This is a genomic window from Aeromicrobium ginsengisoli (genome assembly GCF_004134905.2).
In the GTDB taxonomy this organism is placed as follows: Bacteria; Actinomycetota; Actinomycetes; order Propionibacteriales; family Nocardioidaceae; genus Aeromicrobium; species Aeromicrobium ginsengisoli.
The window spans coordinates 551,551-575,668 of sequence record NZ_SDPQ02000002.1 but is presented as its reverse complement, the minus strand read 5'-3'; the positions used below and the strand labels follow the sequence as shown (position 1 = coordinate 575,668).

The window sequence follows — 24,118 nt, the reverse complement described above, 5'->3', positions numbered from 1 at the left end:
CTCTCATCCGTTCTGACGAAATCGTCAGTTCCGAAGCATACGTCACATTCGCAAAACTGACGAATTCGTCATTCCTGAGAATCCGCGCTACGCTCGCAATGACAAGAGGAGGAGCCGCATGACCGAGATGACGTCTCCCAGTCGAGTCGAGCGACGGAAGGCCCGCACCCGGGCCGCCCTGGTCGGCGCGGCTCAGTCGCTGCTCGCCTCCGGACGAACGCATGTCGCAGTCCTCGAGATCACCCAGGCCGCCGACGTCGGGATGGGCTCGTTCTACAACCACTTCGAGAGCAAGGACCAGCTCTTCGAGGCCGCGGTTGCCGAGGCCTTGGACGCGCACGGCACGCTGATGGACCAGCTGACCGCAGGCGTCGACGACCCCGCACGGGCATTCGCCCAGAGCTTTCGGCTCACCGGACGCCTGCATCGTGTGCAGCCGGAGCTGAGCCGGGTGATCCTGCACGCTCCCCTGGCGTTCTACAGCCCCACGTCGGGTCTGGCCCCCCGGGCTTTGCGCGACATCCAGAACGGCATCGACTCGGGTCGTTTCACGGTGCGCGATGCCCAGCTGGCGCTGGTCGCAGCCGCCGGGTCAACCCTGTTCCTGGGACAGCTCCTGCACGAACAACCCGACCGCGACGACCGCGAAGCAAGTGACCAGCTCGCCGAGGACCTGCTCCGCATGTTCGGTGTGCCGGCCGACGAGGCACACACGATCTCACGCGAGCCTCTTCCCGACCTGATGGTTGCCACGAGTCATCCATCCTGAGCTGTTCGGCAGCACCGCTGCCGCGCCATGGACCTGGCCATCGTGGCCAAGGACGTCTTCGTCGCCGAGGCCTTCGGCATCTCCGTCGACGAGCTCGCCGGCCGGCTCAACCTCGAGCTGGGACTTGTCGGTGGCTGGCCCTGCGAACGCTGTGCGTCGATCATGGCCCGCGCCAGCGCGGGGTGGCACATCAGCTGACCGCTTCCCAGGCGAATCCGTCCAGATCGGTGAACGATCCGGCGTCCCCGCCGATCGCGAGCCGGTGCGACCCTGAGCCGGCCGGCGGCACACCGGCATCCTTGGCGAGGGCCCGACGCCCGTAGAGCGCGAGCTTGATGGGTGCGGTCTCGAGCTCGACGTACTTGCTGCCATAGCTCTTGCCGACGCTCAGCCCCCTGTCGACGTAGAACTGCTTGGTCGCCTTGACGTCGTCGACGCCGAGCAGGAGCACGACGTCGTCGATGTCCCGCGTGGCCGGTCCCGAGTCCTTCTTGGACGACGAGGCGATCTTCCAGATCGTGCCGTCCGGCGCCTGCACGACGCCGCCGTAGCCCCAGAAGGACTTGGCGGCCGGCTTCAGCACCGTGGCGCCGGCTGCGACGGCGGCATCCACGAGGGCATTGGCGTTGGCGGGCTGGGACACGATCAGCGACATCGTGAATCCCCGGAACCCGTCCGTCGGGGCGTCCGAGGCGCGCAGACGCACCTGGGAGCCGAGCCCGAAGGCGGTGTCGTAGAACGTGGTGGCGGCCGTGGGATCGGCCACCTCGAGCGTGATGCTGTCGATGGTTGTCATGTGATTCACGCTAGGTGCGTCCGTACGCCGGGCGCTTCTCGATTCCTGATCGTCTGGCGACTCAGGGCGACCCTCAGGGTGACCTCAGGGGTGCGTGAGGGCTGCGGGTCGCGGTTTCCCCGATGTGCCAGAAGCCCTCTCGCACCGACAGTTGACCCATGATCACAGTCGATTCCCTCACCAAGACGTACGGCGGCTTCACGGCCGTCGACGATGTCACGTTCACCGCCCGGCCCGGCCGGGTCACCGGCTTCCTCGGCCCCAACGGCGCCGGCAAGTCCACCACGATGCGCGTCATGGTCGGCCTCACCCCCGCCACGTCCGGCAGCGTCACGGTCTGCGGCCGTCAGTTCCGCGACCTGCCCAACCCTGGCCTCGAGGTCGGCGTCCTGCTCGACGCATCAGCCCAGCACGCCGGTCGTACGGGCCGCGAGATCCTCACCGTCGCACAGCGCACGATGGGCCTGCCCAAGTCGCGCGTCGAGGAGATGATCGACCTGGTCAGCCTCACATCGAGCGAGGCCGACCGCCGGGTCCGCGACTACTCCCTCGGCATGCGCCAGCGGCTCGGCATCGCCACCGCGCTGCTCGGCCAGCCCGAGGTGCTGATCCTCGACGAGCCGGCCAACGGCCTCGACCCGGCCGGCATCCGCTGGATGCGCGACCTGCTGCGCGGCTACGCCAACCAGGGCGCGACCGTCCTGCTGTCGTCCCACCTGCTGCACGAGATCGAGGTCGTCGCGGACGACCTGGTCGTGATCGGCAACGGCCGCATCGTCGCCCAGGGCGCCAAGTCCGAGCTGCTCGCCACCGCGGGCACCCTCGTGCGTACGCCCGATGTCACGGCACTGGCGCAGTCCCTCTCCGCCAGCGGCGTGGCGTTCACCAAGAGCGCCGCGACCGGGGGCGACGACGTCCTGCGGGTCGACGCCGACACCGAGACCGTCGGCCGGGTCGCCCTCGAGGCACGCGTCCTGCTCCTCGAGCTGCGACCCGCCGAAGGCGCAGGCCTCGAGGAGATGTTCCTCGAGCTCACCGCAGACAACCAGCGCGAGACCATCACCGAAGGAGCAGCAGCATGAGCACGATCACCGCCGACACCCCCGGCACCGCAACCGTCGCCCGGGCCGAACGGCGTGAGCCGGCACCGATCCCGTTCACCCGGCTCCTCTCGGTGGAGCTCCGCAAGAGCTTCGACACCCGAGCCGGCTTCTGGCTGATGTCCAGCATCGGCATCGCCGCCCTGCTGGCCACGGGCGCCGTGCTGCTCTGGGCGCCGGACTCCGAGCTCACGTACTCGACGTTCGCCGCCGCGATCGGTTTCCCGATGGCCATCATCCTGCCGATGGTCGCCGTGCTGTCGGTGACGAGTGAATGGAGCCAGCGCAGCGGCCTCACGTCGTTCACGCTCGTGCCGAACCGCAGCAAGGTCATCGCCGCCAAGGCCGGCGTGACGGTCGGCATCAGCGTCGTGTCGATGCTGATGGCCATGGCGATCGGCGTGATCGGCACCCTCGCCGGCTCCGCGATCCTCGGCATCAGCCCCGTGTGGGACGCCGGATTCGTCGACCTGGCGAACATCGTGCTGGCCCAGGTCCTCGGCATGCTGGTCGGCTTCATGCTGGGCGTCGTGATCCGCAACTCGTCGGCCGCGATCGTCGCCTACTTCGTCTACTCGTTCGCGCTGACGGCGATCACGGAGGTCCTGGCCTCCACCCAGGACTGGTTCGCCAACCTGCAGCCGTGGGTTGACTTCAACTACGCCCAGGGCTCGTTGTTCAACGGATCGCTGAACGCGGAGCAGTGGGCCAACCTCGGTGTCACCAGCGTGGTCTGGCTGGTCGCTCCCCTGACGTTCGGTCTGTGGTCGTTGATGCGGTCCGAGGTCAAGTAGCCCTCGACGAAGCGCCCCTGACCAGCCTGGTCAGGGGCGCTTCGTCGTACGTCGTCAGGACCCGGCGCCGGCCGGGATGTAGATCTTCACGCCCGGCTCGCCCACGTTGACGTCGAGGACTGCATGGTGCGCCTTCGCGCCGAGCGGCGCCTGGTTGGCGACGAGGATGCGGTTGCCGACGAACGTGGCGTTGGACGGCCCGTCGAACGGGATCGCCGATCCGTTGTCGCCGAGCAACGGGATCTTGGGGAAGCGCTCGATCTCCTTGCCCTGGGCGTCGAGCACCACGAGCTGTTGCATGAGCCCGGCGTTGCCGACGTAGATCCGGCCCGACTTGGCGAAGCTGAACCCGTCGGGCAGCTCGGCGAGGCGACTCGTCCAGACCTTGGTGAGCGTCCCCGGCCGACCCGTGCTCGTGATGGGCAGCTTGTAGAGCTTGCCGGCCCCAACGCTCAGCTCGCCGAGCCCGAGCGACGTCTGCTGCATGACGTACAGGGCATTGCGCTGCGGGGACAGGGCGATCCCGGCCGTGCCGAACTCCAGCCCGTCGAGCCGCTTGTCGGTGAACCACGGCTTGGGGATGCCGCCGCCGGGCGGCACACGCCAGATGACCGCCTGCGCGAAGTCCGTGACGTACAGCTCGCCCTTGGGTCCCCAGACGGAGTAGTTGGGGATGCCCGCGTGGTCGACCAGGTTGGGACTGCATGCGACGCCGGCGGCGGCCCCGGAGCAGACCGGCAGGTCCGGGAGCGTGGCGTACGTCGTGAACTTCCCCGTGCTCAGGTCGAGCCGCAGGATGCGTGAGGTGGACTTCTCCAGCAGGATGAGGCGGCCCTTGGCGTCGCTGATCGACACCTGCACGCCGTGGGACGCGGCGAGGTCCTGACCCGGCACGGTCCACGTACGCAGCAACGTGCCACTGGCCGACCACTCGAACACCTTCGAGCGGAGCGAGTCGCCGAGCAGGTTGGAGTAGGTGCCGGCGTAGACCCGGCCATTGGGGTGGGCGTAGACGTTGGCCGGATAGCCCGGACTGCCGACCGCGGCGAAGACCCGGGTGTCCCAGCGGGGTCGCGGGGTCTCCGCCGAGACCTGCGGGGCCGCGAGCGTCAGGGCCATCAACGCAGCCAGGACGCCGACCGGGAGGCGACGCCTGAGCGCCGACATCACAGCAGCTCCAGGACTTCGTGCGAGGCCCGCTCGCCGGCGCGCACCGCTCCGTCCATGAAGCCGGCCCAGTACGTCGACGTCTCCGTGCCGGCCCAGTGCACCCGCTTGAACGGCGTACGGATCGTGTCGCCGTATGCCGTCAGCGCACCCGGCACCTGCACGGCCACGGGGCCGCCGGTCGTCCACTGCTCGTGCGTCCAGTCGTGCTCGGTGTACTCGATCGGGTTGAGCGCCTCGGGCCCCAGCAGCTTGGCGAATCCCTCGAGGACCGCCTTGCGCCGTTCGGCCAGCGTCTGGTTGCCGTGCGTGTTCCAGTTGGAGCCGCCGACGAACGCCAGCAGCACGCCGACCGAGGCATCGGCCGGGCTGTTGTCGAAGCAGACGCGGACCGCACCGCTGTCGGACAGCCCGAAGCCCGACAGGCCCTTGTCGCGCCAGAACGGCTTGGCATAGACCGCATCGCACTTCATCAGGGCACCCATCGGCATCCGCTGGAGGAGCTGCCTGCGACGCGGCGGAAGCTGCGGCGACCACTCGATGCCCAGAACCAGTGGCGGCGGGCACGCGACGATGACCCGCTTGGCGCGCACCGTGCCCCGGTCGCTCGTGACGGTCACGTAGCTCGCGCTCTGCTTGATCTTGCGCACCGGGGCGTTGAGCGCGACCGCCTTGCCGAGCTTGGCCGCGAGCCGCAGCGGGACGATCTGGCTGCCGAGCACGAAACGGGAGTCCTGCGCACCGTTGGCGGTGTCCGACGAACGCTGGAACGTGCCGACGTTGGTCTCGTTGCCGGCGCCGGCGATGTACCAGAGGAAGAACAGCATCGACACGTCGAGACCGTCCGACCCGAATGTCGGCTGCAGATAGCTGAGGAACAGCGTGCGGACCTGCGGCAGCACCGAGTTCTGCCGCAGCCAGGTGTCGACCGAGATGCTGTCCAGGTTGTGCGCGTCCTTGCGGGTCCACGGCGCGTCGATCGGCGTCTCCGAGGCCATCTTGTCGATGCGTGCCTGCAGGATCGCGGCGTCGGCGAGGACCAGCGGGTCCGGCGGCACCGTGCCGGTGAACTTCTGGGGCGGCTGGCCGTTGGCGGAGTAGACGTTCTTGCCCTCGACGTACTCCTTGAACGTCGCAGCGCCGAGCTCCTTGGCCAGGCCGAGGATGTGGTCCTGCGTCGGGCCGACGAACGCACCGCCGGCCTCGATGACCGAGCCGCCGGACAGCGTGTGGTTGAGGATGCGCCCGCCCACGCGGTTGCGCGCCTCGAGCACCAGCACCGACTTGCCGGCGGCTCGCACCTTGCGCGCCGCGACGAGCCCCGACAGCCCGCCTCCGACGACCACGACGTCGACGGAGGTCGGCAGGCTGCCCGTGGTCGTCGCGGCCTCCGCCGACGACCCCAGCTTGATGCCCGACGCGGCGAGCACACCGCCGATCGTCAGGCCACGGAGCACCGTGCGCCGGCTGGGCGCACCGGCGCCGCTTGCAGAAATGATGTCGTCAGTCATGCGATGGACCTGTCTGCTCGGGAGTGAAGGGTGGAGTCAGCTGGTGGCGAGCTCGCCGTGCGAGAGCTCGAGGGCTGCGGCCAGGTCGAACGCACCGTGGTCGCTGCCGAGTCCGCCGGCGACGAGACCGGCCGTGGCGCAGCCGAGGGTCGCCGCCTCGGCGGGCGTACGTCCGAGGGACAGGCCGCGCAGGAAGCCTGCGGAGAACGCGTCACCGCAGCCGGTGGTGTCCACGACCTCGACGGCGAACGCCGGGACTCTGGTCTCCGAAGAGGCGTCGACCACGAGCGCACCGTCGGCACCGGCCGTCGCGGCGACGCAGCCGGCGCCGAGCTCGACCAGCTTGCGGCAGCCGTCGGCGAGATCGGTCGTGGCGGTGAACCCGAGCACCTGCTCGTCGTTGGGCAGCACGTAGTCGAGGTGCGGCAGCGCAGGCGCGATCCAGTCGAGCATCCCCGGCTCGCCGGGCGCCAGGAAGTCCGCCGAGGTGACGACGCCGTGCTCCTGCGCGAACGCCAGGATCTTGGCCGCCGCCTCGCCGCCCATGAACTCTGGACCGCCGAGGTGCAGGTGCGTCGCGGCCGCGATGGCGTCCCACGGTGCGTCGTCGGGTCCGTAGGTGCCGTTGGCCCCGATGACGTGGAACGCCGGGCGTGACCCGTCCGGACGGATCGGCAGGACGCTGGACGAGGTCTGCTCACCCTCACGGCGTACGAGCAACGAGGTGTCGACGCCGTCGCGCTGCAGCAGCGTCAGCAGCAGGTCACCGATGGGGTCGGTGCCGATGGCTCCGGCGCTGTGGACCGTCGCACCGAGCTTGGCCAGCGTGAGCGCGGTGCCGCCGGCCGAGCCCGCCGCCGTCATCTTGATCTGCTCGACGAGCTGGCCACCCTGACCCTCGGGGATCTCCTCGACGGGGCGGACGAGGACGTCGAGGACGTGCACGCCCATCGCGATCACGGTCATGTCGTTGTCGGTCATGGGACTTCCTTGTCGTTGTCGTCGGCCGGTCGGCTGCTGCCGTAGCCGCGTTGCAGGGCGACCTCGATGACAGCGGCCTGCGCCTCGGCGTCGAGAGCTCGTGGAGTGCCGATCGCGGCGGCCCGCCAGTAGACGGTGCACGCCCACTCGAGCAGCAGCGCCAGCTCGACCGCCTTGTCGAGATCGCCGCCGTACGTCACCGCGCCGTGGTTCGCCATCAAGGCGGCCGTACGTCCTTGCAGTGCAGCGTGCACGTGCGCCGCGAGCTCGGGCGTCCCGAACGTCGCGTAGGGGGCGACGCGGACATCGCCCCCGAGCAACAGCATCTGGTAGTGGATGCAGGGCAGCACGTCGACGACGCAGCCGACGGCCGTGGCCATCGGGGCGTGTGTGTGCACGACGGCGCCGGCGGCGAAGTCGCGGTAGATGCCGAGGTGGAGCTCGAGCTCCGACGTCGGTGACCATGCGCCGAGCACGACCTGGCCGGTCAGGTCGACGACAGAGACCTGCTCGGCCGTCATCGTCTCGAAGGCTGCCCCGGTCGCGGTGATCGCGACGAGGTCGCCGACGCGCGCGCTGACATTCCCCGCGGTGCCGATGACGAGCCCGTCCGCGGCGAGTCGGCGGCAGGCCGTGGCGATCGCGCCGCGCCGCTCGTCCAGCTCCGGGGTGCTCTGCATTCGTGTAAGATACACGAAAGAGAATTCATGTTCACCAATTTGACTCCGGAGATGTCGATGAGCGCTCCAGTGACCGACCTCGGTTGGCAGTCGCGCCTGCGCAACGCCCCGCAGCAGCCGCGCAGCCAGGCCAAGATCGAGCAGGCCGTCGACGCCGCCGACCGGCTCCTGGCGCGCAGTGGCGCGAATGCCGTCACGACGACGCGGGTCGCGGCCGAGGCCGGCATCGCAGTCGGCACGATCTATCGCTACTTCCCCGACAAGGAGGCGCTGTTCGACGCCCTCGCAGCTCGCTGTCTCGCGCGGTTCGAGTCGCTGATGGACGGCCTCGTCCAGCAGTCACGCACCGAGAAGTGGGCCGACCCGGTCGGCATGCTGTTCGACGTCTACACCGACCTCTACCGCACCGACGCGGGCCTGCGGGCGATCTGGTTCGGCGGTCTGCTGTCGGAGAACCTGCGCGAGGCTGACCGCGCGCACAAGCGCGTCATGGCCCAGGGGCTGCGCGACATTCTCATCTCGCAGGACATCGCCGGCGATGCCCCCGAGCTGGCCACGGTGTGCCACGCGGCGATGCTGGCCTCCGACGCCATCACCCAAGAAGCGTTCCGCAACAACGACTCCGGCGACACGGCTCTGATGGCCGAGGCCAAGACGATGCTGCGCAGCTACGTCGCCAGCATCAACGAGCGGTTCACGCCGGCCTGAGGTCGCCCAGCACGGCTTCGATGGTCTCGACGACGAGCCGATGGTCCTCGAGCTGCGGCAGCCCGGAGACCGCGATGGTGCCGACACACCCGGTGCCGCGCACGAGGACCGGGAACGCGCCCCCGTGCGCTGCGTAGACCCGGGTGTCGAGCCGCGAGTCCGTGTCGAACGACCCGCCGTTGACCCGGAACTCCTCGCCGACGCGCAGCGACGAGCGGCCGTAGCGGTCGACGACGGCGCTCTTGCGAGCGAGCCAGCCGTCGTTGTCGGCCGAGGCGCCGGGCAGGGCGGCGTGGAAGAGCTCCTGGCCGTTGCGCCGGATCGAGATCGTGATCGGCAGCCCGGCAGCGAGGCCGGCTTCGCGGAGGGCGACGCCGAGCTGCCAGGCGATCTGCTCGTCGAACCGGTCGAAGACCAGGCGCGACTCCTGCGCCTCCAGCTCGTCGAGCAGCTCGCGGCCGGTCACGACGTGACTCCCGGACGTACGACCGTGTGGCTCTGGGCGCTGAGGCGCGCCGCCTCAAGCACGTCTGCTGTCGCCACCGCGTCGGCAGCCGCCACCGGCGGCGGGCTCTCACCGCGTACGGCCTTGGCGAACGTCGGGTAGTAGGTGTCCCACGCGCCACGCTCGAGCGTGATCTGCGTGGAGCCGTCGGCCGTGAAGACCCGGTCGAGGTCCGAGGCCGCCTCGGCGCCCCAGGCATCGCTCGTCGCAGGACTCGCACCGGCGACGAGATCCGCCTCCTGCGAGTCGCTCGTCGTGATGACGACGGACGCCGACGAGCCGGTGACCCGCAGGCGCGGCCCGGAGGCGTACTGCGTCCAGCTGCCCCACAGGTGCGAGACGGCACCGTTGGCGTGGCGCAGCGCGACGAAGACGTCGTCGTCGAGGCCGTTGTCGCGAGCCCGCGACTCGGCGTACACCGACTCCACCGGGCCGAGCAGGACGAGAGCCTGGTCGACGAGGTGCGCGCCGAAGTCGAGCAGCGTGCCACCGCCCGATGCGCCCGGTCCGTTCTCCGGGGCGTAGCGCTCGAACCTCGACTCGAACCTGCGCACGTCGCCGAGCGTCCCGTCGTCGACCAGCGCTCGTACGGTCAGGAAGTCGGAGTCCCACCGGCGGTTCTGATAGGGGCTCAGCGTGACTCCGCGTGCCGCGGCAAGCTCGACCGAGCGGCGGGCGGCCGCGGGGTCCAGCGCGAAGGGCTTGTCGCACACCACGGACAGGCCCAGCGCGATCGCCTCGTCCGTGAGCACGGAGTGCGTACCGGCGGGCGTCGAGATGCTGACCGCCTCGGCGCCGGACGCGGCGAGGTCCTCGAGCGAGTCGAACACGGCGAGTCCCGGATGATCCTCGGCCACGAGGGCACGGCGCTCGGCCGAGGCCGTGACGACGCCGACGAACTCGCAGCCCGGGGCTGAGGCGATCAGTGGGGCGTGGAAGTAGCGCCCGCCGAATCCGTAGCCAACCAGTCCGATCTTGACGGGGTCCATGCGATCACCACTCCTTGCCTCGACGTCATTCAGGACCAGTGAAGCAGCAAGCCATTCGGTCGGTCCCACCAGCGCTCCCGCGACGTCAGGCGCGCAGGATCTTGTCCATCGACTTGCCCTTGGCCAGCTCGTCCACGAGCTTGTCGAGACAGCGAATCTGCCGCATCAGCGGGTCGTCGATCTGCTCGACACGGACCCCGCAGACGACGCCGGTGATCAGCGAGGCATCCGGGTTGAGCCGGGCGTCGTCGAAGAAGTCCTCGAACGACGTGCCGGCCTCGAGATGGTCTGCCAGCTGGGCCGCGTCGAATCCCGTCAGCCACGCGATCACCTGGTCGAGCTCGGCCTGCGTACGCCCCTTCTTCTCGACCTTGGCCACGTAGAGCGGGTAGACCGACGCGAAGCTGACCGTGAAGATGCGGCTCATGGCTGGAGGCTACTTCACGGTCGTGACCTGCCGGGCTCGTGGCATGATGCCGGTCAGGCACGGCGTCTGACCGGCTGCCAGGTCCGAAGGAACGGAGTCCCATGGGCATCAACCAGCGCTCCCAGGTCGAGATGACAGCCGACGAGATCGCCGACTTCATCCCGTCACGGCGCACCGCGACCCTCGTCACCCTCGGGCGTACCGGCCATCCCCACGCCGTGGCGATGTGGTTCGCGGTCATCGACGGGGTGATCTGGTTCGAGACCAAGGCCAAGGCGCAGAAAGCCGTCAACATCGGGCGCGATCCTCGGGCGACGGTGCTCGTCGAGGACGGCCTCACGTACGACAGCCTCCGCGGCGTCTCGCTCGAAGGGCGCTGCACGATCGTCGACGATCCCGAGGCGCTCTGGGCGGTCGGCGTCGACGTGTGGGAGCGCTACAGCGGGCCCTACACCGAGGAGATGAAGCCGCTCGTCGAGCTCATGCTCCACAAGCGGGTCGCGGTGCGCTTCGACGTCGAGCGCACTCGTTCGTGGGACCACCGCAAGCTCGGCCTCGACCCCATACCGCTCGGCGGCACCACAGCGCCGGCGACGGACCACTGAGATGGGCCGCTTCTCGATGCCGGACGAGCGCCCCGACGGCCTAGACTCCCCCGCGACGGCCAAGCTGATCAAGTACGGCTCCAAGGCCCAGGTGCTGACGTTCAAGCTGACGAACGGCTGGCTGGGGTCGAAGTGGCGAGTCGGCTCGGGATTCCGCAAGCCCGTACCGATCCTGCTGCTCGACCACGTCGGCCGGAAGTCCGGCAAGCACTTCACCGCGCCACTGCTCTTCCTCGAGAACGGTCCCGACCTCGTCATCGTCGCGTCGCAGGGTGGGCTGCCCAAGAACCCGCAGTGGTATGCCAACCTGCTCGCGCACCCGGACACCCGGGTCACGCTGCCGAGACGCAAGGCACGCCCGGTGCGCGCCCGCGTCGCGACGCCGGAGGAGCGAGCCGAGCTGTGGCCCCGCCTGCTCGACCTCTATGCCGACTTCGCGAAGTACGACTCGTGGACCGACCGCGAGATCCCCGTCGTCGTGCTCGAGCCGCGCCCGACGGACTGACGAAAGGAACACCATGCCCGTACTGGGAATCGGCGGGATCTTCTTTCGCGCGCAGGATCCCGAGAGGCTCACTGCTTGGTATCGCGACCACCTCGGCGTCGGCCCCGGGTTGGCCGCACCAGACGCCGGCGACCCGGAGGAATGGACGTGGAAGGTCCAAGGCGGACCCCTCGCCTTCGCCCACTTCGACGCGGACACCGACTACTGGTCGACCGACAGGCAGATCATGCTCAACCTGCGGGTCAGCGACCTCGACAGATTGCTCGACGACCTGAGGGCCGGCGGGATCGCGGTGACCGTCAAGGCTGAGTGGGACTCGCCGGAGACCGGGCGCTTCGCGCGGATCCACGATCCCGAGGGCAACCCGGTCGAGCTGTGGGAGCCGCCCGTGGACTGACGTTCAGCCTTCGTTGAGCGCCACGGCGGTGCGTACGAGCTCGACGAACGCGTCGCCGTCCAGGTCATCGGACTCGTGGATGTCGATCGCCCGCCGGGTGCCGGCGTCGAGACTCGCGTTGAAGAGCCCTGCAGGGTCCTCCAAGGACGCGCCCTTGGCGAATGTCACCTTGACCTTGTCCTTGTAGGTCTCGACGGTGCAGATCAGGCCCGATCGCGAGAACGTCGGCACGCCGTCAGGGTTGGAGGCCTTGCGCCACTTGGCTTCCTCGACGACGTCGGGCGCCGCCTCGTTGATGAAGCCCCGGATCGAGTCGACGGTCTCGCTGCGCCAGTCATTCGCCATGACGGCGACTGTAGCGAAGCAGTCCAGCGACCTTCTCCCACGAGCGACGTCAACGGGATGACGACGAACTGATCGATGACGATGTCAAGGTGAGCGAACGCCGATCCGAAGGTCTGGAAGCAACGCTCGGATCCTCCTTCTGCGTCCTGTGCCGGCCCAGAGACCGGCGCCGTACGCCGCATCATCCAGGCGCAACGCCATCGCGAAGCGGACAGGGTCGAGATCGGGCTCGAGCCGGCGCCGTTCGATCACTGTGTCGGCCACGGCGGCGATGACGAGCGCGCGCCGCAGCCGAGGCGAGAACATCGCGCCGACTGCTGCGGCCGGCCACCAGTGTCGGAGCAGGAGGTGCATGAGCTGCGCGAGGTTCGACGAGATGCCGAGCACGGCCAGCTCGCCGGCCGTGCGCACCGGATGATCGCTGCCACGCAGGGACCTCGACAACCGCCACGTCATGACACCCGAGAGCAGCCCCATGGCCGGCAACGACCAACGTCGCTGCGCGAGCGCCGCGACGGCTGTCGCAGCGCCGATAGGCGTGAGCACTGCGGGGGCGACCTTGGAGCCGTGCCGGTCAGCCAGCGCCGCCGCTCCGGAGCCGTAGAAGGCCTTGCGGTGCAGCCAGCGGCGCAGCGAGGTGCGGTGGTCGTGTCTGGCGACGACGTCGGCGTCGTACCGGATCCGCCAGCCCTCGGCGTCGAGCCGCCACACGAGGTCGACGTCCTCGCCTACTGCCATCGACGCGTCGAAGCCCTCGCCGAGCGCGTCGACGCGTGCCACGACGACGGCCGACGGCACCCACGCGATGGTCGACTGCGGGCGTACGAGTGCCGAGTGGCGGCCGAGGTCGAGCGACGAGCGGGCGGATTCGTAGCGACCGATCCAGGAGCCGTCGTGGTCGAGCGCCAGGATTCGCGGTGCGACCAGGGCGACCTGCGGGTCGTGCAGGTGCTTGAGCAGGCGGGCCACGGCGGCAGGTTCGATGACGACGTCGGAGTCGACGAATGCGACGTACGGCGTGCGGACCTCGCGCAGTCCGGCGTTGCGGGCGCCGGCCGGGCCGACGTTGCGGTGCAGAGGTAGGAAGTCAGCGCCGTGACGTCCGGCCACTTTGGCCATGCGCTCAGGGTCGATCGAGGCGTCGTCGACCACGACCACCCGCATCGCCTTGTCCAGGCCCACAAGCAACCGGTCCAGCTCGGCGGGTCGATCACGGACTGGGATGACGCAGGTGACCTTGTCGAGGTCGATCGGGTCGAGCAACGCGGTGACGGGTTCGGTCATGCCGGAGCCGATGAGCTGCTCCGCCAGCCGGCCGGAGGTCGCATCGCTGACGACGAGCGATCCATCGCGCAGGAGATCCCGGGCACGTGCGCTGAGGTGGTTGACCCGGATGGGGGCACCGCCGATCAACGTACGACCGCCATCGCGCACTCGCACGCGCGGCGCCAGCCGGACGGCGAAGCCTTCGGGCAGGGTCATCGGCCGAAGCCACCGTCGGCCGAGACGACGGAGCCGTTGAGTGCTGCTCCCTCGAGGGAGCAGCAGAGGGCTATCGTGGCGGCGACCTCGGCCGGCTCCAGCAGGCGACGGATCAGCTGCGACGAGGCGAACTCCTCCACGTCGGCCAGGTCGTAGATCGCGGCGGTGGCGTCGAGCATGCGTGTACGTGTGGAGCCCGGCGAGACCGCGCAGGCGGTCACCCCCGTACCGACGAGGTCAGCGGCGAGGCCCTTGACGAGTCCGATGACGGCGTGCTTGGCGGTGTTGTAGGCGGCGAGGTGGAACAGGCCATGGCTGCCGGCGGCTGAGGCGATCGCGACGAATCGGCCGCCGGAGGGATCGGGCCCATTGAGGAGGTGCGGGATTGTCGCGGCGGCGGTGTTCCACACTCCTTTGACGTCGACGTCCCACTGGTTGTCGAGGTGCGAGTCGGGACTCTCCCAGAGTGGCAGCCCGCCGGCGATGACCGCCGCAGCGGCGACCACGGCATCGAGTCGCCCGAACGCGTCGACGCCGTCGGCAGCGGCCGCGGCCAGCGCCTCCCGGTCTCGTACGTCGGCGACCCGGGCGAGCACGTGGTCGGGGAACTCCGCGGCCACTGCATCGAGCTCGGCGCGGGTGGCGAGCGCGTACGCGACACCGTCGGGCACGTCGTCGCCGGCGCAGGAGTCGACCGCGACGACGGCATAGCCATCACGGCACAGGACCCGGACGGTCTCGGCGCCGATGCCGCGCGCGGCTCCGGTGACCAAGGCGACGCGGGTCATGCGCGCGCGCCGATCGAGGATCGGGCGAGCATGCCGCGGGCATCCGGAGCACCGTGACGTATGCGCTCCACCGCGTCGGCCGTCATCTCGGCCAGCACCCGCTTCCCGATCTCGGCCGAGGCTCCGGTGGGATCGCCGAGCACACCGTTGGGCGAGACCGCACCGACTCCCCCGGCCATGAGCAGCGGCATGATGTCGGAAAGCGGCCGGGTCTCCCCCGCCTCGGCACGTTCGAGGCGTACGGACTCGGGTCGCAGGTGCAGCATCAGCGACGTCTCGGTGATGCCGGCGTGCAGGTCTACGGACTCGGTGGCGCAGGGCACCCAGCCGGCCGGGTGTTGCTCGGCGATCATCTGGAAGACAGCCTTCGAGAGCGCCGCGACGTTGCCGCCGTGAGCGTTGACGAAGACGATGCGGCCGCCCCACGTGCTCATGGAGCGTACGAGCTCGATGACCGTGAGCCGCAGCACCTCGGTGCCGATCGAGCTCGTCCCGGCGAACGCCTGGTGCTCACCACTCGAGCCGTAGCTGAGCGGCGGTGCCACCACCACGTCTCCACCCAGCTCACTGGCGATCGCCTCGGCCACGGCGACCGCGATCGTGGTGTCGGTGTCGAGCGGCAGGTGCGGGCCGTGCTGCTCGATCGAGCCGACCGGCACCAGCACGAGTGGACGTCCATCCACCTCGGGCCAGGTCAGGTCGGCGAGCTTCATGAGACCGGGCGGCCCAACGTACGGGCGAATCCGTCGGCGATGACGAGGTGCTCGGGGGTCAGCTCGTGGATCGAGGAGACGCCGAGTCCCAGCAGGGCGGAGTCGATGCCGCTGCGCAGCACGTCGAGGACGTTCTCGACGCCCGGCTGGCCATTGGCGGCGAGCCCCCACAGGTACGCCCGACCGATCATCACGGCTCGCGCGCCCAGCGCGACGGCCTTGACGACGTCGCTGCCCCGGCGGATGCCGCCGTCGAGCAGCACCTCGATGTCGTCGCCGACCGCATCGGCGATCGCCGGCAGGACGCGTATCGGCGCGGGTGTGCCGTCGAGGTTGTTGCCGCCGTGGTTGGACACCGAGATCGCGGTGACGCCCGCATCAACGGCGCGCAAGGCGTCATCGACCCGGCACACGCCCTTGAGCATGAACGGGCCGCCCCACTCCTGGCGCATCCACTTCACGTCCTCCCACGAGGGCGGGGTCGTGGTCATCCACTCGTAGTAGGCGCCGAAGAACGTCGGCCCCTTGGCCTCGCCGGGCGGGGCGAGGTTGGGCGCAGTCAGGTCCGGCAGGTTGCCGGCGAACGACTTGAGCCAGCGGGGCTTGCGCAGCACCTGGGGCGCGAACTTCAGCGCGGTTTTGAAGTCGACCTTCTCCGGGATCTCGGGGCTGCCCCAGTCGCGGCCCATCGAGAACGACCAGTCCAGAGTCGCGATGAGGCCGACGGCGCCGGCCGCGCGGGCCCGGTCCATCCGTTGGATCATGACGTCGCGGTCGCCGGTCCAGTACATCTGGAAGAACGTCGCCGGGTTGGCCGCAACGACCTCCTCGACCGACCGGCTGGCGAAGTTGCTGAGCCCGATGACCGTGCCACGAGCTGCCGCAGCGCGGGCGACGGCGACCTCGCCGTCGGGGTGGACCGCCTGCACACCCGTGGGCGACATGATGACGGGCAAGGAGATGTCCTGGCCCATGACCGTGGTGGCCAGGTCGCGCTTGGCCTGGTGCCCGGCGACGTGCGGGGCAAAGCCCAGCTCCATGAACGCCGCCTCGTTGTCGGCCATCGACTGGCCGCGCTCGGAACCGGCGACCAACGCGCCGTACACCGATGACGGCAGCCGCTTCTTTGCCCGCTGCTGCGCGACGGCGACGGACTCGAACCACGGGTTCTTGGCCCAGGGATTCTTCGACATGGTCCTCTCTCGATTCAGAGCCGGAAGCCGGCAAGGGGGTTCTCGGCGCATGCGGACACCGGCGGAGCCTCGATGGCCCCCGCGTCGAACTCAGGGCGCCGGGTGAGGGAAAGCATGACCGGCTGGTTGCGGCCGGGCGTCGTACGCGAGTGGTCCTGGCTGGCCGCCGGGATCGTACGATCGCCGGCCAGCGCGCTCTCTCCGTAGCCCTGCACGCACTCCGGATCAGGTCCGTCCAGCGGCAGACCGGTGAAGAACTTGGCCGCCATGCAGCCACCGCGGCACGAGTCGAAGAACTGGCACGACGTGCAGGCGCCCGACGTCTGCGGCGACCGCAGCTCTTGGAACAGCTCGGACGTCTGCCACACCTGCTTGAACCCACCATCGGCCAGCAGGTTGCCGGCCAGGAAGTTGTCGTGGATCGCGAACGGGCAGGCATACACGTCACCGATGGGATCGATCAAACACACCACGCGCCCGGCGCCGCACAGGTTGAGCCCCGGCAGGGACTCACCGAACGCGGCGAGGTGGAAGAACGAGTCGCCGGTCAGCACGTTGTCACCGTTGGCCATCAGCCAGTCGTAGAGGACACGCTGCTGCTCCGGCAACGGGTGCAGCTCGTCCCACACGTCCGCGCCGCGACCCGACGGACGCAGGCGGGTCAGCCGCAGCGTCGCACCATACTGATCAGCAAGCGCCTTGAACTCATCCAGCTGCGTCACGTTCTGCCGGGTCACCACGACCGAGATCTTGGCGTCCTTGAACCCGGCGGCCTGCAGGTTCTGCAGCGCCGTGATCGCGGTGTCGTACGACCCCGGGCCGCGCACGTAGTCGTTGACCTCCGCGGTGGCGCCGTCCAGCGAGATCTGCACGTCGACGTAGTCCGTCGACGCCAGGAACGCCGCTCGCTCGGGGTTGAGGCGCACCCCGTTGGTCGAGAACTTCACTCCGACGTTGTGATCGACCGCGTACTGCAGCAAGTGCCAGAAGTCCGGCCGGATCGTCGGCTCACCACCACCGATGTTGACGTAGAAGACCTGCATGCGCTGCAGCTCGTCGATGACCGCCTCACACTGCTCGGTCGTCAGCTCGCGCGGGTCACGCTTGCCCGACGACGACAGGCAGTGCGCGCACGCCAGGTTGCAGGCATACGTGAGCTCCCACGTCAGGCAGATCGGCGCGTCGAGGCCGAACTCGAACTGGTTGACCAGCGGGCCGGTCGTCGGCCGGGCCACCGGAGTGCGTACGTCCAGCAGGGTCATGAGGGATTCCGTTCGAGGATCATGTCGGAGGCGGCGAGACCGCGAAGGGCTTTGACGTATGCCGGCCACTGCGCTGCGGGGATGCCGGCTCGGGTCAGAGCGTCGGCAACGGTCTCCGACTCGCCGAGCGCGTTGACCACGTCGACCAACTGCTGCTTCTTGAGGAACGTCAGCTTGCGGTTGCCGAAGTGATAGGCCAGCGCGCCGAACGGCTCGGGCCGCAGCGCGACCGAGTCGGACAGGGTCCAGGCCTCGGCCAGCATCGGGTCGGCCATCAGCATGGTCATGCTCAGTAGACGCCGCACATGCCGTCGATCGAGACCTCTTCGATCAGGTCCTCGGTCACCAGCTCGGCTTCGTCGGTGGCGACGTTCTCGGTCGTGGGGTTCTGGGCCATGGCGTTCTCCTTCAGGTGTGATCTGTGACGCACACGTTATGGCACTCAGCGCCAAAAAGGAAGGGTGTGAGATTCTCTCCGTCATGAGCCCCGTTCGCGCCAAGCCCCAAGGTCGGCCGTCAGTCACCGACCACGCGGCCATCGAGCGGGCGGCCTTCGAGCTGTTCGAGGCCCAGGGATTCGACGCCACGACCATGGAACAGATCGCCGACTCCGTGGGAGTGGGGCGCCGTACCCTTTTTCGCTACTTCCCCTCCAAGAACGACATCCCCTGGGGCCAGTTCGACGAGAGCCTCCGGCACTTTCGGGAGCAGTTCGACGCGGTCCCCGACGAGGTTCCCCTGGCCGAGGCCGTGCACCGGTGCGTCATCGCGTTCAACGACTTCGACGAGGCCGCCGTGCCGCAGCACCGCATCCGGATGCGGCTGATCCTCACGACGCCGGCGCTCCAGGCCCACTCGGCGCTGCGCTACGAATCCTGGCGAGCGGTGATCAGTGAGTACGTCGCCCGGCGGCTCGGGCAACCAGCGGACGCGGCTGTGCCGCGCCTCGTCGGTCACGTCAGTCTCGCCCTTGCCGTGGCGTCGTACGAACAATGGCTGGCCCACCCGGAGCTCCGGCTGACCGACGTCCTCGCGGACTCGATGGCCGAGCTCAAGGCATACGTCGCCTGATCGAGGCCAACGGCGCAATTCTCACCGCCCAGACAGAGCGCAGCAATTGCAGTTGCTGCGACTCCTGCTGCATCCGAACTGGTTCATGACGTGGAGGTCGCGAAAGCAAAACGGCTGGAACCAGATTGTCTCTGGTTCCAGCCGTTTCCTTGGTAGCGGGGACAGGATTTGAACCTGTGACCTCTGGGTTATGAGCCCAGCGAGCTACCGAGCTGCTCCACCCCGCGTCGCTCGTTCTACTTTACGGGTCGGGGACCCGCGGATCAAATCCGGGGTCCCCGCCGCGCTACTTCTTGGCCTTTTCGTCCTTGACGGCCTGCTGGGCCTGCTCGATCTTGTCGCCCATCTGGTTGATCTTGGACTGGTACGTCGCAAGGTCGCCGGCCTTGAGCGCCTTCTGGGCGTCGTCGTACAGCTTTGCTGCGTCGTCGAGCAGTGCCGCGGCCGTCGTCGATCCCGGGGTGTCGTCCTCCGGCGTCGGGGTGTCGGTACCCGGGTCGTCGGGCGTCGAGCCCTGCTCGAGGCCCAGCGCGACGCGCAGTGCCTCGTCGAGTGTCTTGCCGAAGCCGACATCGGTGCCGAACGACGCGAGGACGTATTGCAGCACCGGATAGGTGCCTTCTGCGGCCTGCCGCTTGATGTAGACGGGTTGGACGTAGAGCAGTCCGCCGCCGACCGGGACGGTCAACAGGTTGCCGTACTGGATGTCGGTGCCGGCCTGCTTGAACGGCAGCAGAGCCTGGGTCACCCCGTTGTCGGTCTGCAGCTTGTTGGCGATCTGGCTGGGACCGTCGATCTGGCTGCCGCTCGACAGCTGCAGGATCTGCATCTTGCCGTAGTTCTCGGTGTCGGTCGCCTCGGAGTTGACTGACACGAACGACGCCAGGTTCTGCCGGCTGTTGGGCAGATAGACGCTGGTCACCGAGAACTTCGGGGTGTCCTCGCCGGGCCGCGCGGTCGACAGGTAGTAGGGTGGCTGCAGAGCGCTCGAGCCGGTCGGCGCCGTCGGGTCCTCGGGGACCTTCCAGCGCTGGTCGTCGTTGTAGAACGCCTGCGGATCGGTCACGTGGTAGCGCTGCAGCACGTCGCGCTGCACCTTGAACAGGTCGACCGGGTAGCGCAGGTGCTCCAGCAGCCCGTTGCTGATCTTGCTCTTGGGCTCCACCACGTTGGGGAAGACCTTCATCCACGTCTTGAGGACGGGATCTTTGGTGTCCCACTGGTAGAGCTTGACCGTGCCGTCGTACGCATCGACGACCGCCTTGACCGAGTTGCGCATGTAGTTGACCTGGTCGGTCGGCAGCGCGGTCTGCGAGTTGCTGGTCGTCAGGGTGTCGGCGGTGGCCTCGCGCAGCGAACGGTGCTCGGAGTAGGGGTAGGAGTTGCTCGTCGTGTAGCCGTCGACGATCCACACCACGCGGCCGTTGACCACCGCCGGGTAGGAGTCACCGTCGACGGTCAGCCACGGCGCGACCTTCTTGACCCGGTCGCGAGGCTCGCGGTCGTAGAGGATCTTGGACTCGGAGTTGACCCGGTTGGACAAGAAGATGTTGGGCTCGGCGAACTTGAAGGCATAGAGCAGCTTGTTGAACGTGTTGCCGATCGGCACACCGCCCTTGCCGTCGTACGTGTTCTGGGTCGCGTTGGCCTTGGTCGCCTTGTTGGTCGCCGTCCCGGCTCGCGGGGTGTCGACCTCGATCGGCGTGGCGCCCTTGGGTCGACCGACGATCGAATAGCTCGGGGACTGCTCGCCGAAGTAAATGCGCGGCGGGGTCGTGGTCTCGAGCTCGCCGGTCTGCGGGATGTCCTTGGCGACGAACACGGGCTCGCCGTTGGGACCGCGCTGGTTGCCTCGAGCCGCGATGATGCCGTAGCCGTGCGTGTAGACCGTGTGGTCGTTGGCCCAGTTGCGCTGGCTCTGCTGGAGACCGGACAGCTTGAGCTCGCGGGCCGCGATGATGACGTCCTGCGGCTGCTGGTCGGCGCCGATGCGATAGCGGTCGACGTCAAGCGTGGTCGGGACGGCGTAGTAGCCGCGGACCTGCTGGAGCTGCTCGAACGCGTCCGAGATCAGCGTCGGGTCGAGCAGTCGAGTGCTGACGCGCGACTCGGCCGAGGCCGCGAGCTCGGCCGGCGTGAGGGTGGTCTTGGCGGCATAGGTCTCCACCTGGACGTCGGCGACGTCGTACGCCTCGCGGGTGGCCGCGATGTTCCGCGCTATGTAGGGCGCTTCCTTGTCGGGCTCCGACGGCTTGACTTGGAAGCCCTGCATGACCGCCGGCCAGATCCCGCCGATCAGGATCGAGGTCAGCGCCAGCAGCCCCAGGCCGATGGCCGGGAGTGCCCACGAGCGGATGAAGATCGCCGCGAAGAACAACAGGGCGCAGACGATCGCGACCGCGATGAGGATGTTCTTGGCCGGGATGCGCGCATGGTCGTCGGTGTAGGTGACGCCGTCGACGAGGCCACCGGAGGCGATCACCTGGCCGAACCGGTCGAGGTAGTAGGACACCGCCCGCAGCAGCACGCCGAGGCCGACCAGGACCGAGAGGTGCACCTGTGCCGCCCGGGTCAGCTTGGGGCCGCGACCAGCGATGCGGATGCCGCCGTAGACGTAGTTGAGGAACAGCACCGCCAGCACCGTGATGACGATCAGCGCGAACGAGTACGACGTCAGGAAGCGCCACCACGGGTACTCGAAGACGTAGAAGCTGGCGTCCTTGTGGAACTGCGCGTCCTTGGTGCCGAACGGCGTGCTGTTGCGCCACATCTTGTAGGTGTCCCAGTGCGCAGCGGCGACGGAGCCGGCGAAACCGGTGAGCACGAGGCCGAAGCCGATCGCGAGGGGACGCAGCAGCGGCGTCAGCGCCAGGCGGTAGCGATAGGCCGGATCGTCACGCCGCATCGGCGCCGCGTCGGGCCGGGTGCGATAGGCGATGTAGAGGTTGGCGATGACGAACAGGCCGAAGATCAGTCCCATGATGAGGAACAGCGAGACCCGGGTGAACAGCACGCTGCGGAACACGTCGCTGTAGCCGACCGACTTGAACCACAGGCGATCGGTCCACACGCTCGTGAAGATCGAGCCGAGGAACAGCAGCAGCGCCAGCGTGATGAGGGTCGGCACCAGCACCCGCTGGCGACGGTCAGGCCCGCGCCGTGGCTCCCGGCGGGGGCGGGGTGTTCCGAAGATGTCGCTCACGTGGCTCCTGGTGACGGGGTGACAAGACTCTATGCCAGAGTGCGGCGGAGGTGTTCGATCAGGCCCGGCACGAGGTCGGGCCCCTCCAGCAGCTCGGCATCATGGGGTTCTCTGGCGCGTACGGCGCTGTGCGCCCCGCCGTCGCGGACGACGGCGGCGACGAGTCGCACCTCGCGGCGATCGGGATGGGCCGCGACGACGGCGAGCAGCTCTTCGGGGTCGTCGGGGAGGGCCGCCTCGGCCTCCGGCGGCAGCATGATGCGCTCGACGACGGCCGCGCAGCCGATGACCGCCTCGGGCCAGACGATCTCGGTCAGCAGGTCCTCGAGCTCGCGGTCGGCGGGCAGCTCCTGCTCGACCGGCGTCATGCTCGCGGGGTCGTCGGAGAGCTGATCCGCGAGACCCGGCTCCTTGGCGATCAGGTCGGCGGTGGGCACGAGCGCGAAGAGTCGAGGCGGCTGGTCCCAGCCCTCGGCTCCGACGTGCGACTCGACCTCGAGCGCCGCCTGCCGCAGGGGCGAGTCGGGCATCAGCTGCATGACGGGACCTTGGCGTCGGGGTTCTTGGCGAGCGCCTCGAGCGAGGAGATCGCATCCTTGAGGTTCGAGATCTTGACGAGTTTGAGCCCGTCGTCGTCACCATCCGTGGCCTCAGCGCAGTTGGCGGCGGGCACGAGGAAGATCGTCGCGCCCTTGTCGGCCGCACCGGCCATCTTCTGCCGAACGCCGCCGATCGGGGCGACGGTGCCGTCGTCGGCGATCTCACCCGTGCCGGCGATCTTCCGGCCACCCGTGAGCTCGCCCGGGGTGAGCTTGTCGTAGATCGCGAGGGCGAACATCGTGCCGGCGCTGGGCCCGCCGATGCGGCTGTCCACGTTGTTCGTCACCGTGATCGGATACGTGTACTTGACGCCGATCGAGATGCCGATGCGAGGGACGTTCTTGTCCTTGGGGTCCGCGCGGGTCACGACCGGCACGACCACGCGCTTGCCCCGGCGCTCGACGGTCAGGCGTACGGTCTCGCCCGGCTTGTGCGTGCCGACGGCCTTGACGACCTGGTCGGGGGTCGTGACCTTGGTGCCGTCGACGTCGAGGAAGACGTCATCGACCACGAGCTTGCCGAAGGCAGCGCCACCCTTGACGACCTGCACGACAGACGGTCGCTCGCCCACCTTGTAGCCGGCGGCCCGCAGCGCTGCCACGCTCGACGAGTCCTTGGAGCCGGCCATCTGCGCGGCGGACTCCGCAGTCGACTGCTCGGCGGTCTCGTTGTCGGGGTAGATCAGATCCTTCGGGACCACAGCCTTGTTGGGGTCGATGTAGGCCTTCACGGCACCGGCCAGAGACAGCGGGCGGTCCGCACGCCTGACGGAGACCGTCGTGAAGTAGAGCGCACCCGACGTCCGATAGGTCTTGACGCCGGCACCGAACGTGAACATCGGCTTCAGCTTGCCCTGGGTGGTCTTGTAGCTGCCGAGCGTGTTGAACGGCTCTCCCGGACTCATCGTGACGTAGGGGACCGGCACCATGAACGCCACGCTCGTCAGCACGATCAAGGAGAGCGCTGCCACGACCATCGTGGTGTAGCGAGCGCTCAGCTTGTTCGGGTCGGACACACGGTGAGCCTAGTCAGTCCCGGCAACCGGCGCGCCTGCGGCCGGGACGTCCGGAGAGCCGACCCACGCGGCGTCACCGGAGGCGTACGTCTGGTGCTTCCACACCGGCACGTCGGTCTTGAGCTCGTCGATCAGCCTCCGGCACGCCTCGAACGCCTGGGCACGATGTGCTGCCGACGCGGCGACGACGACTGCAAGGTCACCGACGGCCAGGTCACCGACGCGATGCACTCCTGCCAGAGCGACCACGTCGCACTCCACGGCGATGCGATCGGCGACGTCGCGCAACCGGGCGAGCGCCGTCGGGTGCGAGGAGTAACCGAGCGCCGAGACCTCGTGGCCCTCGTCGTGGTCACGGACCGTTCCGATGAACACGCAGATGCCACCCGCCGCCGGATCCGTCACCGCGGCGTAGACCTCGTCGAGGCTCAGCGGTGCGTCGCGGATGTCGAGGAGGCGTACGGCAGTCATGTCGGATTCATCGTAGAGCGAACATCGATCCCGTGGGATCGG

29 protein-coding genes and 1 tRNA gene are annotated in these 24,118 nt (G+C 68.8%); 9 read left to right on the top strand and 21 right to left on the bottom strand.

Annotated features, from left to right (window positions below; all coding sequences use genetic code 11):
* Window positions 1-118: 118 nt before the first annotated feature.
* Both ESP70_RS09680 and ESP70_RS20090 read left to right on the top strand, forming a co-directional pair.
* On the top strand, window positions 119-769 hold the full coding sequence (locus tag ESP70_RS09680) for a TetR/AcrR family transcriptional regulator (RefSeq protein ID WP_149689067.1): 651 nt from the start codon (window positions 119-121) through the stop codon (window positions 767-769).
* 27 nt (window positions 770-796) lie between these two features.
* A complete protein-coding gene (locus ESP70_RS20090) occupies window positions 797-967 on the top strand; it encodes a hypothetical protein (RefSeq protein WP_188110566.1) in 171 nt (56 codons plus the stop codon).
* Here ESP70_RS20090 and ESP70_RS09675 read toward each other — a convergent pair.
* Entirely contained in the window at window positions 960-1,565 is a 606-nt protein-coding gene (locus tag ESP70_RS09675; protein WP_149689066.1) for a VOC family protein, read from the bottom strand. The two genes, ESP70_RS20090 and ESP70_RS09675, sit on opposite strands and share 8 nt — an antisense overlap.
* Window positions 1,566-1,723: 158 nt before the next feature.
* Between ESP70_RS09675 and ESP70_RS09670 the strand changes: the two genes are divergently transcribed.
* Together ESP70_RS09670 and ESP70_RS09665 are read left to right on the top strand one after the other, a co-directional pair.
* The gene (locus ESP70_RS09670; RefSeq protein ID WP_149689065.1) at window positions 1,724-2,647 is read left to right on the top strand and encodes an ABC transporter ATP-binding protein; all 924 of its coding nucleotides are present in this window, start codon (window positions 1,724-1,726) and stop codon (window positions 2,645-2,647) included.
* A complete protein-coding gene (locus ESP70_RS09665; protein ID WP_149689064.1) occupies window positions 2,644-3,459 on the top strand; it encodes an ABC transporter permease in 816 nt (271 codons plus the stop codon). Before ESP70_RS09670 ends, ESP70_RS09665 begins: the two co-directional genes overlap by 4 nt.
* Before the next feature lie 54 nt (window positions 3,460-3,513).
* Here ESP70_RS09665 and ESP70_RS09660 read toward each other — a convergent pair whose 3' ends face one another.
* Genes ESP70_RS09660 through ESP70_RS09645 form a run of 4 tightly spaced genes read right to left on the bottom strand, consistent with a single transcriptional unit; the run spans window position 3,514 to window position 7,798 of the window.
* The gene (locus tag ESP70_RS09660) at window positions 3,514-4,626 is read right to left on the bottom strand and encodes an SMP-30/gluconolactonase/LRE family protein (protein WP_149689063.1); all 1,113 of its coding nucleotides are present in this window, start codon (window positions 4,624-4,626) and stop codon (window positions 3,514-3,516) included.
* Window positions 4,626-6,137 carry a flavin monoamine oxidase family protein gene (locus ESP70_RS09655; protein ID WP_149689062.1) on the bottom strand — a complete coding sequence of 504 codons (1,512 nt, stop codon included), beginning with the start codon at window positions 6,135-6,137 and terminating at the stop codon, window positions 4,626-4,628. The genes ESP70_RS09660 and ESP70_RS09655 overlap by 1 nt, the downstream gene beginning before the upstream one ends.
* A gap of 36 nt (window positions 6,138-6,173) precedes the next feature.
* The gene (locus tag ESP70_RS09650; RefSeq protein ID WP_246161990.1) at window positions 6,174-7,118 is read right to left on the bottom strand and encodes a carbohydrate kinase family protein; all 945 of its coding nucleotides are present in this window, start codon (window positions 7,116-7,118) and stop codon (window positions 6,174-6,176) included.
* On the bottom strand, window positions 7,115-7,798 hold the full coding sequence (locus tag ESP70_RS09645; RefSeq protein WP_149689061.1) for a class II aldolase/adducin family protein: 684 nt from the start codon (window positions 7,796-7,798) through the stop codon (window positions 7,115-7,117). The genes ESP70_RS09650 and ESP70_RS09645 overlap by 4 nt, the downstream gene beginning before the upstream one ends.
* 57 nt (window positions 7,799-7,855) lie before the next feature.
* On the opposite strand from ESP70_RS09645, the gene ESP70_RS09640 reads away from it, so the two are divergent.
* Entirely contained in the window at window positions 7,856-8,506 is a 651-nt protein-coding gene (locus tag ESP70_RS09640; RefSeq protein WP_223148679.1) for a TetR/AcrR family transcriptional regulator, read from the top strand.
* On the opposite strand, the gene ESP70_RS09635 is transcribed toward ESP70_RS09640, so the two are convergent.
* The 3 genes from ESP70_RS09635 to ESP70_RS09625 form a co-directional block, all read right to left on the bottom strand.
* Window positions 8,493-8,972, bottom strand: coding sequence for a heme-degrading domain-containing protein (locus ESP70_RS09635; RefSeq protein WP_149689060.1), 480 nt, complete (start codon window positions 8,970-8,972; stop codon window positions 8,493-8,495). The two genes, ESP70_RS09640 and ESP70_RS09635, sit on opposite strands and share 14 nt — an antisense overlap.
* Window positions 8,969-10,000 (bottom strand): Gfo/Idh/MocA family protein, encoded by a 1,032-nt coding sequence (locus ESP70_RS09630; protein WP_149689059.1) that lies wholly within the window; start codon window positions 9,998-10,000, stop codon window positions 8,969-8,971. The genes ESP70_RS09635 and ESP70_RS09630 overlap by 4 nt, the downstream gene beginning before the upstream one ends.
* A gap of 85 nt (window positions 10,001-10,085) precedes the next feature.
* Entirely contained in the window at window positions 10,086-10,427 is a 342-nt protein-coding gene (locus tag ESP70_RS09625) for a DUF2200 domain-containing protein (protein WP_149689058.1), read from the bottom strand.
* Between the two features lie 101 nt (window positions 10,428-10,528).
* Here ESP70_RS09625 and ESP70_RS09620 point away from each other — a divergent pair, with 101 nt between their 5' ends.
* The 3 genes from ESP70_RS09620 to ESP70_RS09610 are packed head-to-tail and all read left to right on the top strand — an operon-like array spanning window position 10,529 to window position 11,934.
* Window positions 10,529-11,032: a pyridoxamine 5'-phosphate oxidase family protein gene (locus tag ESP70_RS09620; RefSeq protein WP_149689057.1), complete on the top strand. Its 504-nt coding sequence runs from the start codon at window positions 10,529-10,531 to the stop codon at window positions 11,030-11,032.
* Window position 11,033: 1 nt separating this feature from the next.
* On the top strand, window positions 11,034-11,537 hold the full coding sequence (locus ESP70_RS09615; protein ID WP_149689056.1) for a nitroreductase family deazaflavin-dependent oxidoreductase: 504 nt from the start codon (window positions 11,034-11,036) through the stop codon (window positions 11,535-11,537).
* A 13-nt stretch (window positions 11,538-11,550) separates the two neighbouring features.
* On the top strand, window positions 11,551-11,934 hold the full coding sequence (locus tag ESP70_RS09610) for a VOC family protein (RefSeq protein WP_149689055.1): 384 nt from the start codon (window positions 11,551-11,553) through the stop codon (window positions 11,932-11,934).
* A 3-nt stretch (window positions 11,935-11,937) separates the two neighbouring features.
* Here the strand turns inward: ESP70_RS09610 and ESP70_RS09605 are convergent, their stop codons facing one another.
* The 8 genes from ESP70_RS09605 to mftA all read right to left on the bottom strand — a co-directional run bounded on the left by ESP70_RS09605 (window position 11,938) and on the right by mftA (window position 18,114).
* Complete coding sequence (locus tag ESP70_RS09605; RefSeq protein WP_149689054.1) at window positions 11,938-12,279, bottom strand: DUF1801 domain-containing protein; 342 nt, start codon at window positions 12,277-12,279, stop codon at window positions 11,938-11,940.
* An 84-nt stretch (window positions 12,280-12,363) separates the two neighbouring features.
* The gene (gene mftF, locus ESP70_RS09600) at window positions 12,364-13,761 is read right to left on the bottom strand and encodes a mycofactocin biosynthesis glycosyltransferase MftF (protein WP_149689053.1); all 1,398 of its coding nucleotides are present in this window, start codon (window positions 13,759-13,761) and stop codon (window positions 12,364-12,366) included.
* Window positions 13,758-14,549, bottom strand: a complete 792-nt coding sequence (locus tag ESP70_RS09595; protein ID WP_149689052.1) for a mycofactocin-coupled SDR family oxidoreductase — start codon at window positions 14,547-14,549, stop codon at window positions 13,758-13,760. The genes mftF and ESP70_RS09595 overlap by 4 nt, the downstream gene beginning before the upstream one ends.
* A complete protein-coding gene (gene mftE, locus ESP70_RS09590) occupies window positions 14,546-15,262 on the bottom strand; it encodes a mycofactocin biosynthesis peptidyl-dipeptidase MftE (RefSeq protein WP_149689051.1) in 717 nt (238 codons plus the stop codon). The genes ESP70_RS09595 and mftE overlap by 4 nt, the downstream gene beginning before the upstream one ends.
* Window positions 15,259-16,455, bottom strand: a complete 1,197-nt coding sequence (mftD, locus tag ESP70_RS09585) for a pre-mycofactocin synthase MftD (RefSeq protein WP_149689050.1) — start codon at window positions 16,453-16,455, stop codon at window positions 15,259-15,261. The genes mftE and mftD overlap by 4 nt, the downstream gene beginning before the upstream one ends.
* 14 nt (window positions 16,456-16,469) lie before the next feature.
* A complete protein-coding gene (gene mftC, locus ESP70_RS09580) occupies window positions 16,470-17,717 on the bottom strand; it encodes a mycofactocin radical SAM maturase (RefSeq protein WP_149689049.1) in 1,248 nt (415 codons plus the stop codon).
* Window positions 17,714-18,004, bottom strand: a complete 291-nt coding sequence (gene mftB / locus ESP70_RS09575; protein WP_246161989.1) for a mycofactocin biosynthesis chaperone MftB — start codon at window positions 18,002-18,004, stop codon at window positions 17,714-17,716. The genes mftC and mftB overlap by 4 nt, the downstream gene beginning before the upstream one ends.
* A gap of 2 nt (window positions 18,005-18,006) precedes the next feature.
* Window positions 18,007-18,114: a mycofactocin precursor MftA gene (gene mftA / locus ESP70_RS09570; protein ID WP_149689048.1), complete on the bottom strand. Its 108-nt coding sequence runs from the start codon at window positions 18,112-18,114 to the stop codon at window positions 18,007-18,009.
* An 83-nt stretch (window positions 18,115-18,197) separates the two neighbouring features.
* Here mftA and mftR point away from each other — a divergent pair, with 83 nt between their 5' ends.
* Window positions 18,198-18,788: a mycofactocin system transcriptional regulator gene (mftR, locus tag ESP70_RS09565; protein WP_149689047.1), complete on the top strand. Its 591-nt coding sequence runs from the start codon at window positions 18,198-18,200 to the stop codon at window positions 18,786-18,788.
* A gap of 150 nt (window positions 18,789-18,938) precedes the next feature.
* Here the strand turns inward: mftR and ESP70_RS09560 are convergent.
* The 5 genes from ESP70_RS09560 to ESP70_RS09540 all read right to left on the bottom strand — a co-directional run bounded on the left by ESP70_RS09560 (window position 18,939) and on the right by ESP70_RS09540 (window position 24,076).
* Window positions 18,939-19,015, bottom strand: a tRNA-Met gene (locus ESP70_RS09560).
* Window positions 19,016-19,074: 59 nt separating this feature from the next.
* Complete coding sequence (locus ESP70_RS09555) at window positions 19,075-21,990, bottom strand: UPF0182 family membrane protein (protein ID WP_149689046.1); 2,916 nt, start codon at window positions 21,988-21,990, stop codon at window positions 19,075-19,077.
* Window positions 21,991-22,019: 29 nt separating this feature from the next.
* Window positions 22,020-22,529: a PPA1309 family protein gene (locus ESP70_RS09550; protein WP_223148678.1), complete on the bottom strand. Its 510-nt coding sequence runs from the start codon at window positions 22,527-22,529 to the stop codon at window positions 22,020-22,022.
* Window positions 22,520-23,605, bottom strand: a complete 1,086-nt coding sequence (locus tag ESP70_RS09545) for a YlbL family protein (RefSeq protein ID WP_246161988.1) — start codon at window positions 23,603-23,605, stop codon at window positions 22,520-22,522. Before ESP70_RS09545 ends, ESP70_RS09550 begins: the two co-directional genes overlap by 10 nt.
* A gap of 9 nt (window positions 23,606-23,614) precedes the next feature.
* Window positions 23,615-24,076, bottom strand: a complete 462-nt coding sequence (locus ESP70_RS09540) for a molybdenum cofactor biosynthesis protein MoaE (protein WP_149689045.1) — start codon at window positions 24,074-24,076, stop codon at window positions 23,615-23,617.
* Between the last annotated feature and the right edge of the window lie 42 nt (window positions 24,077-24,118).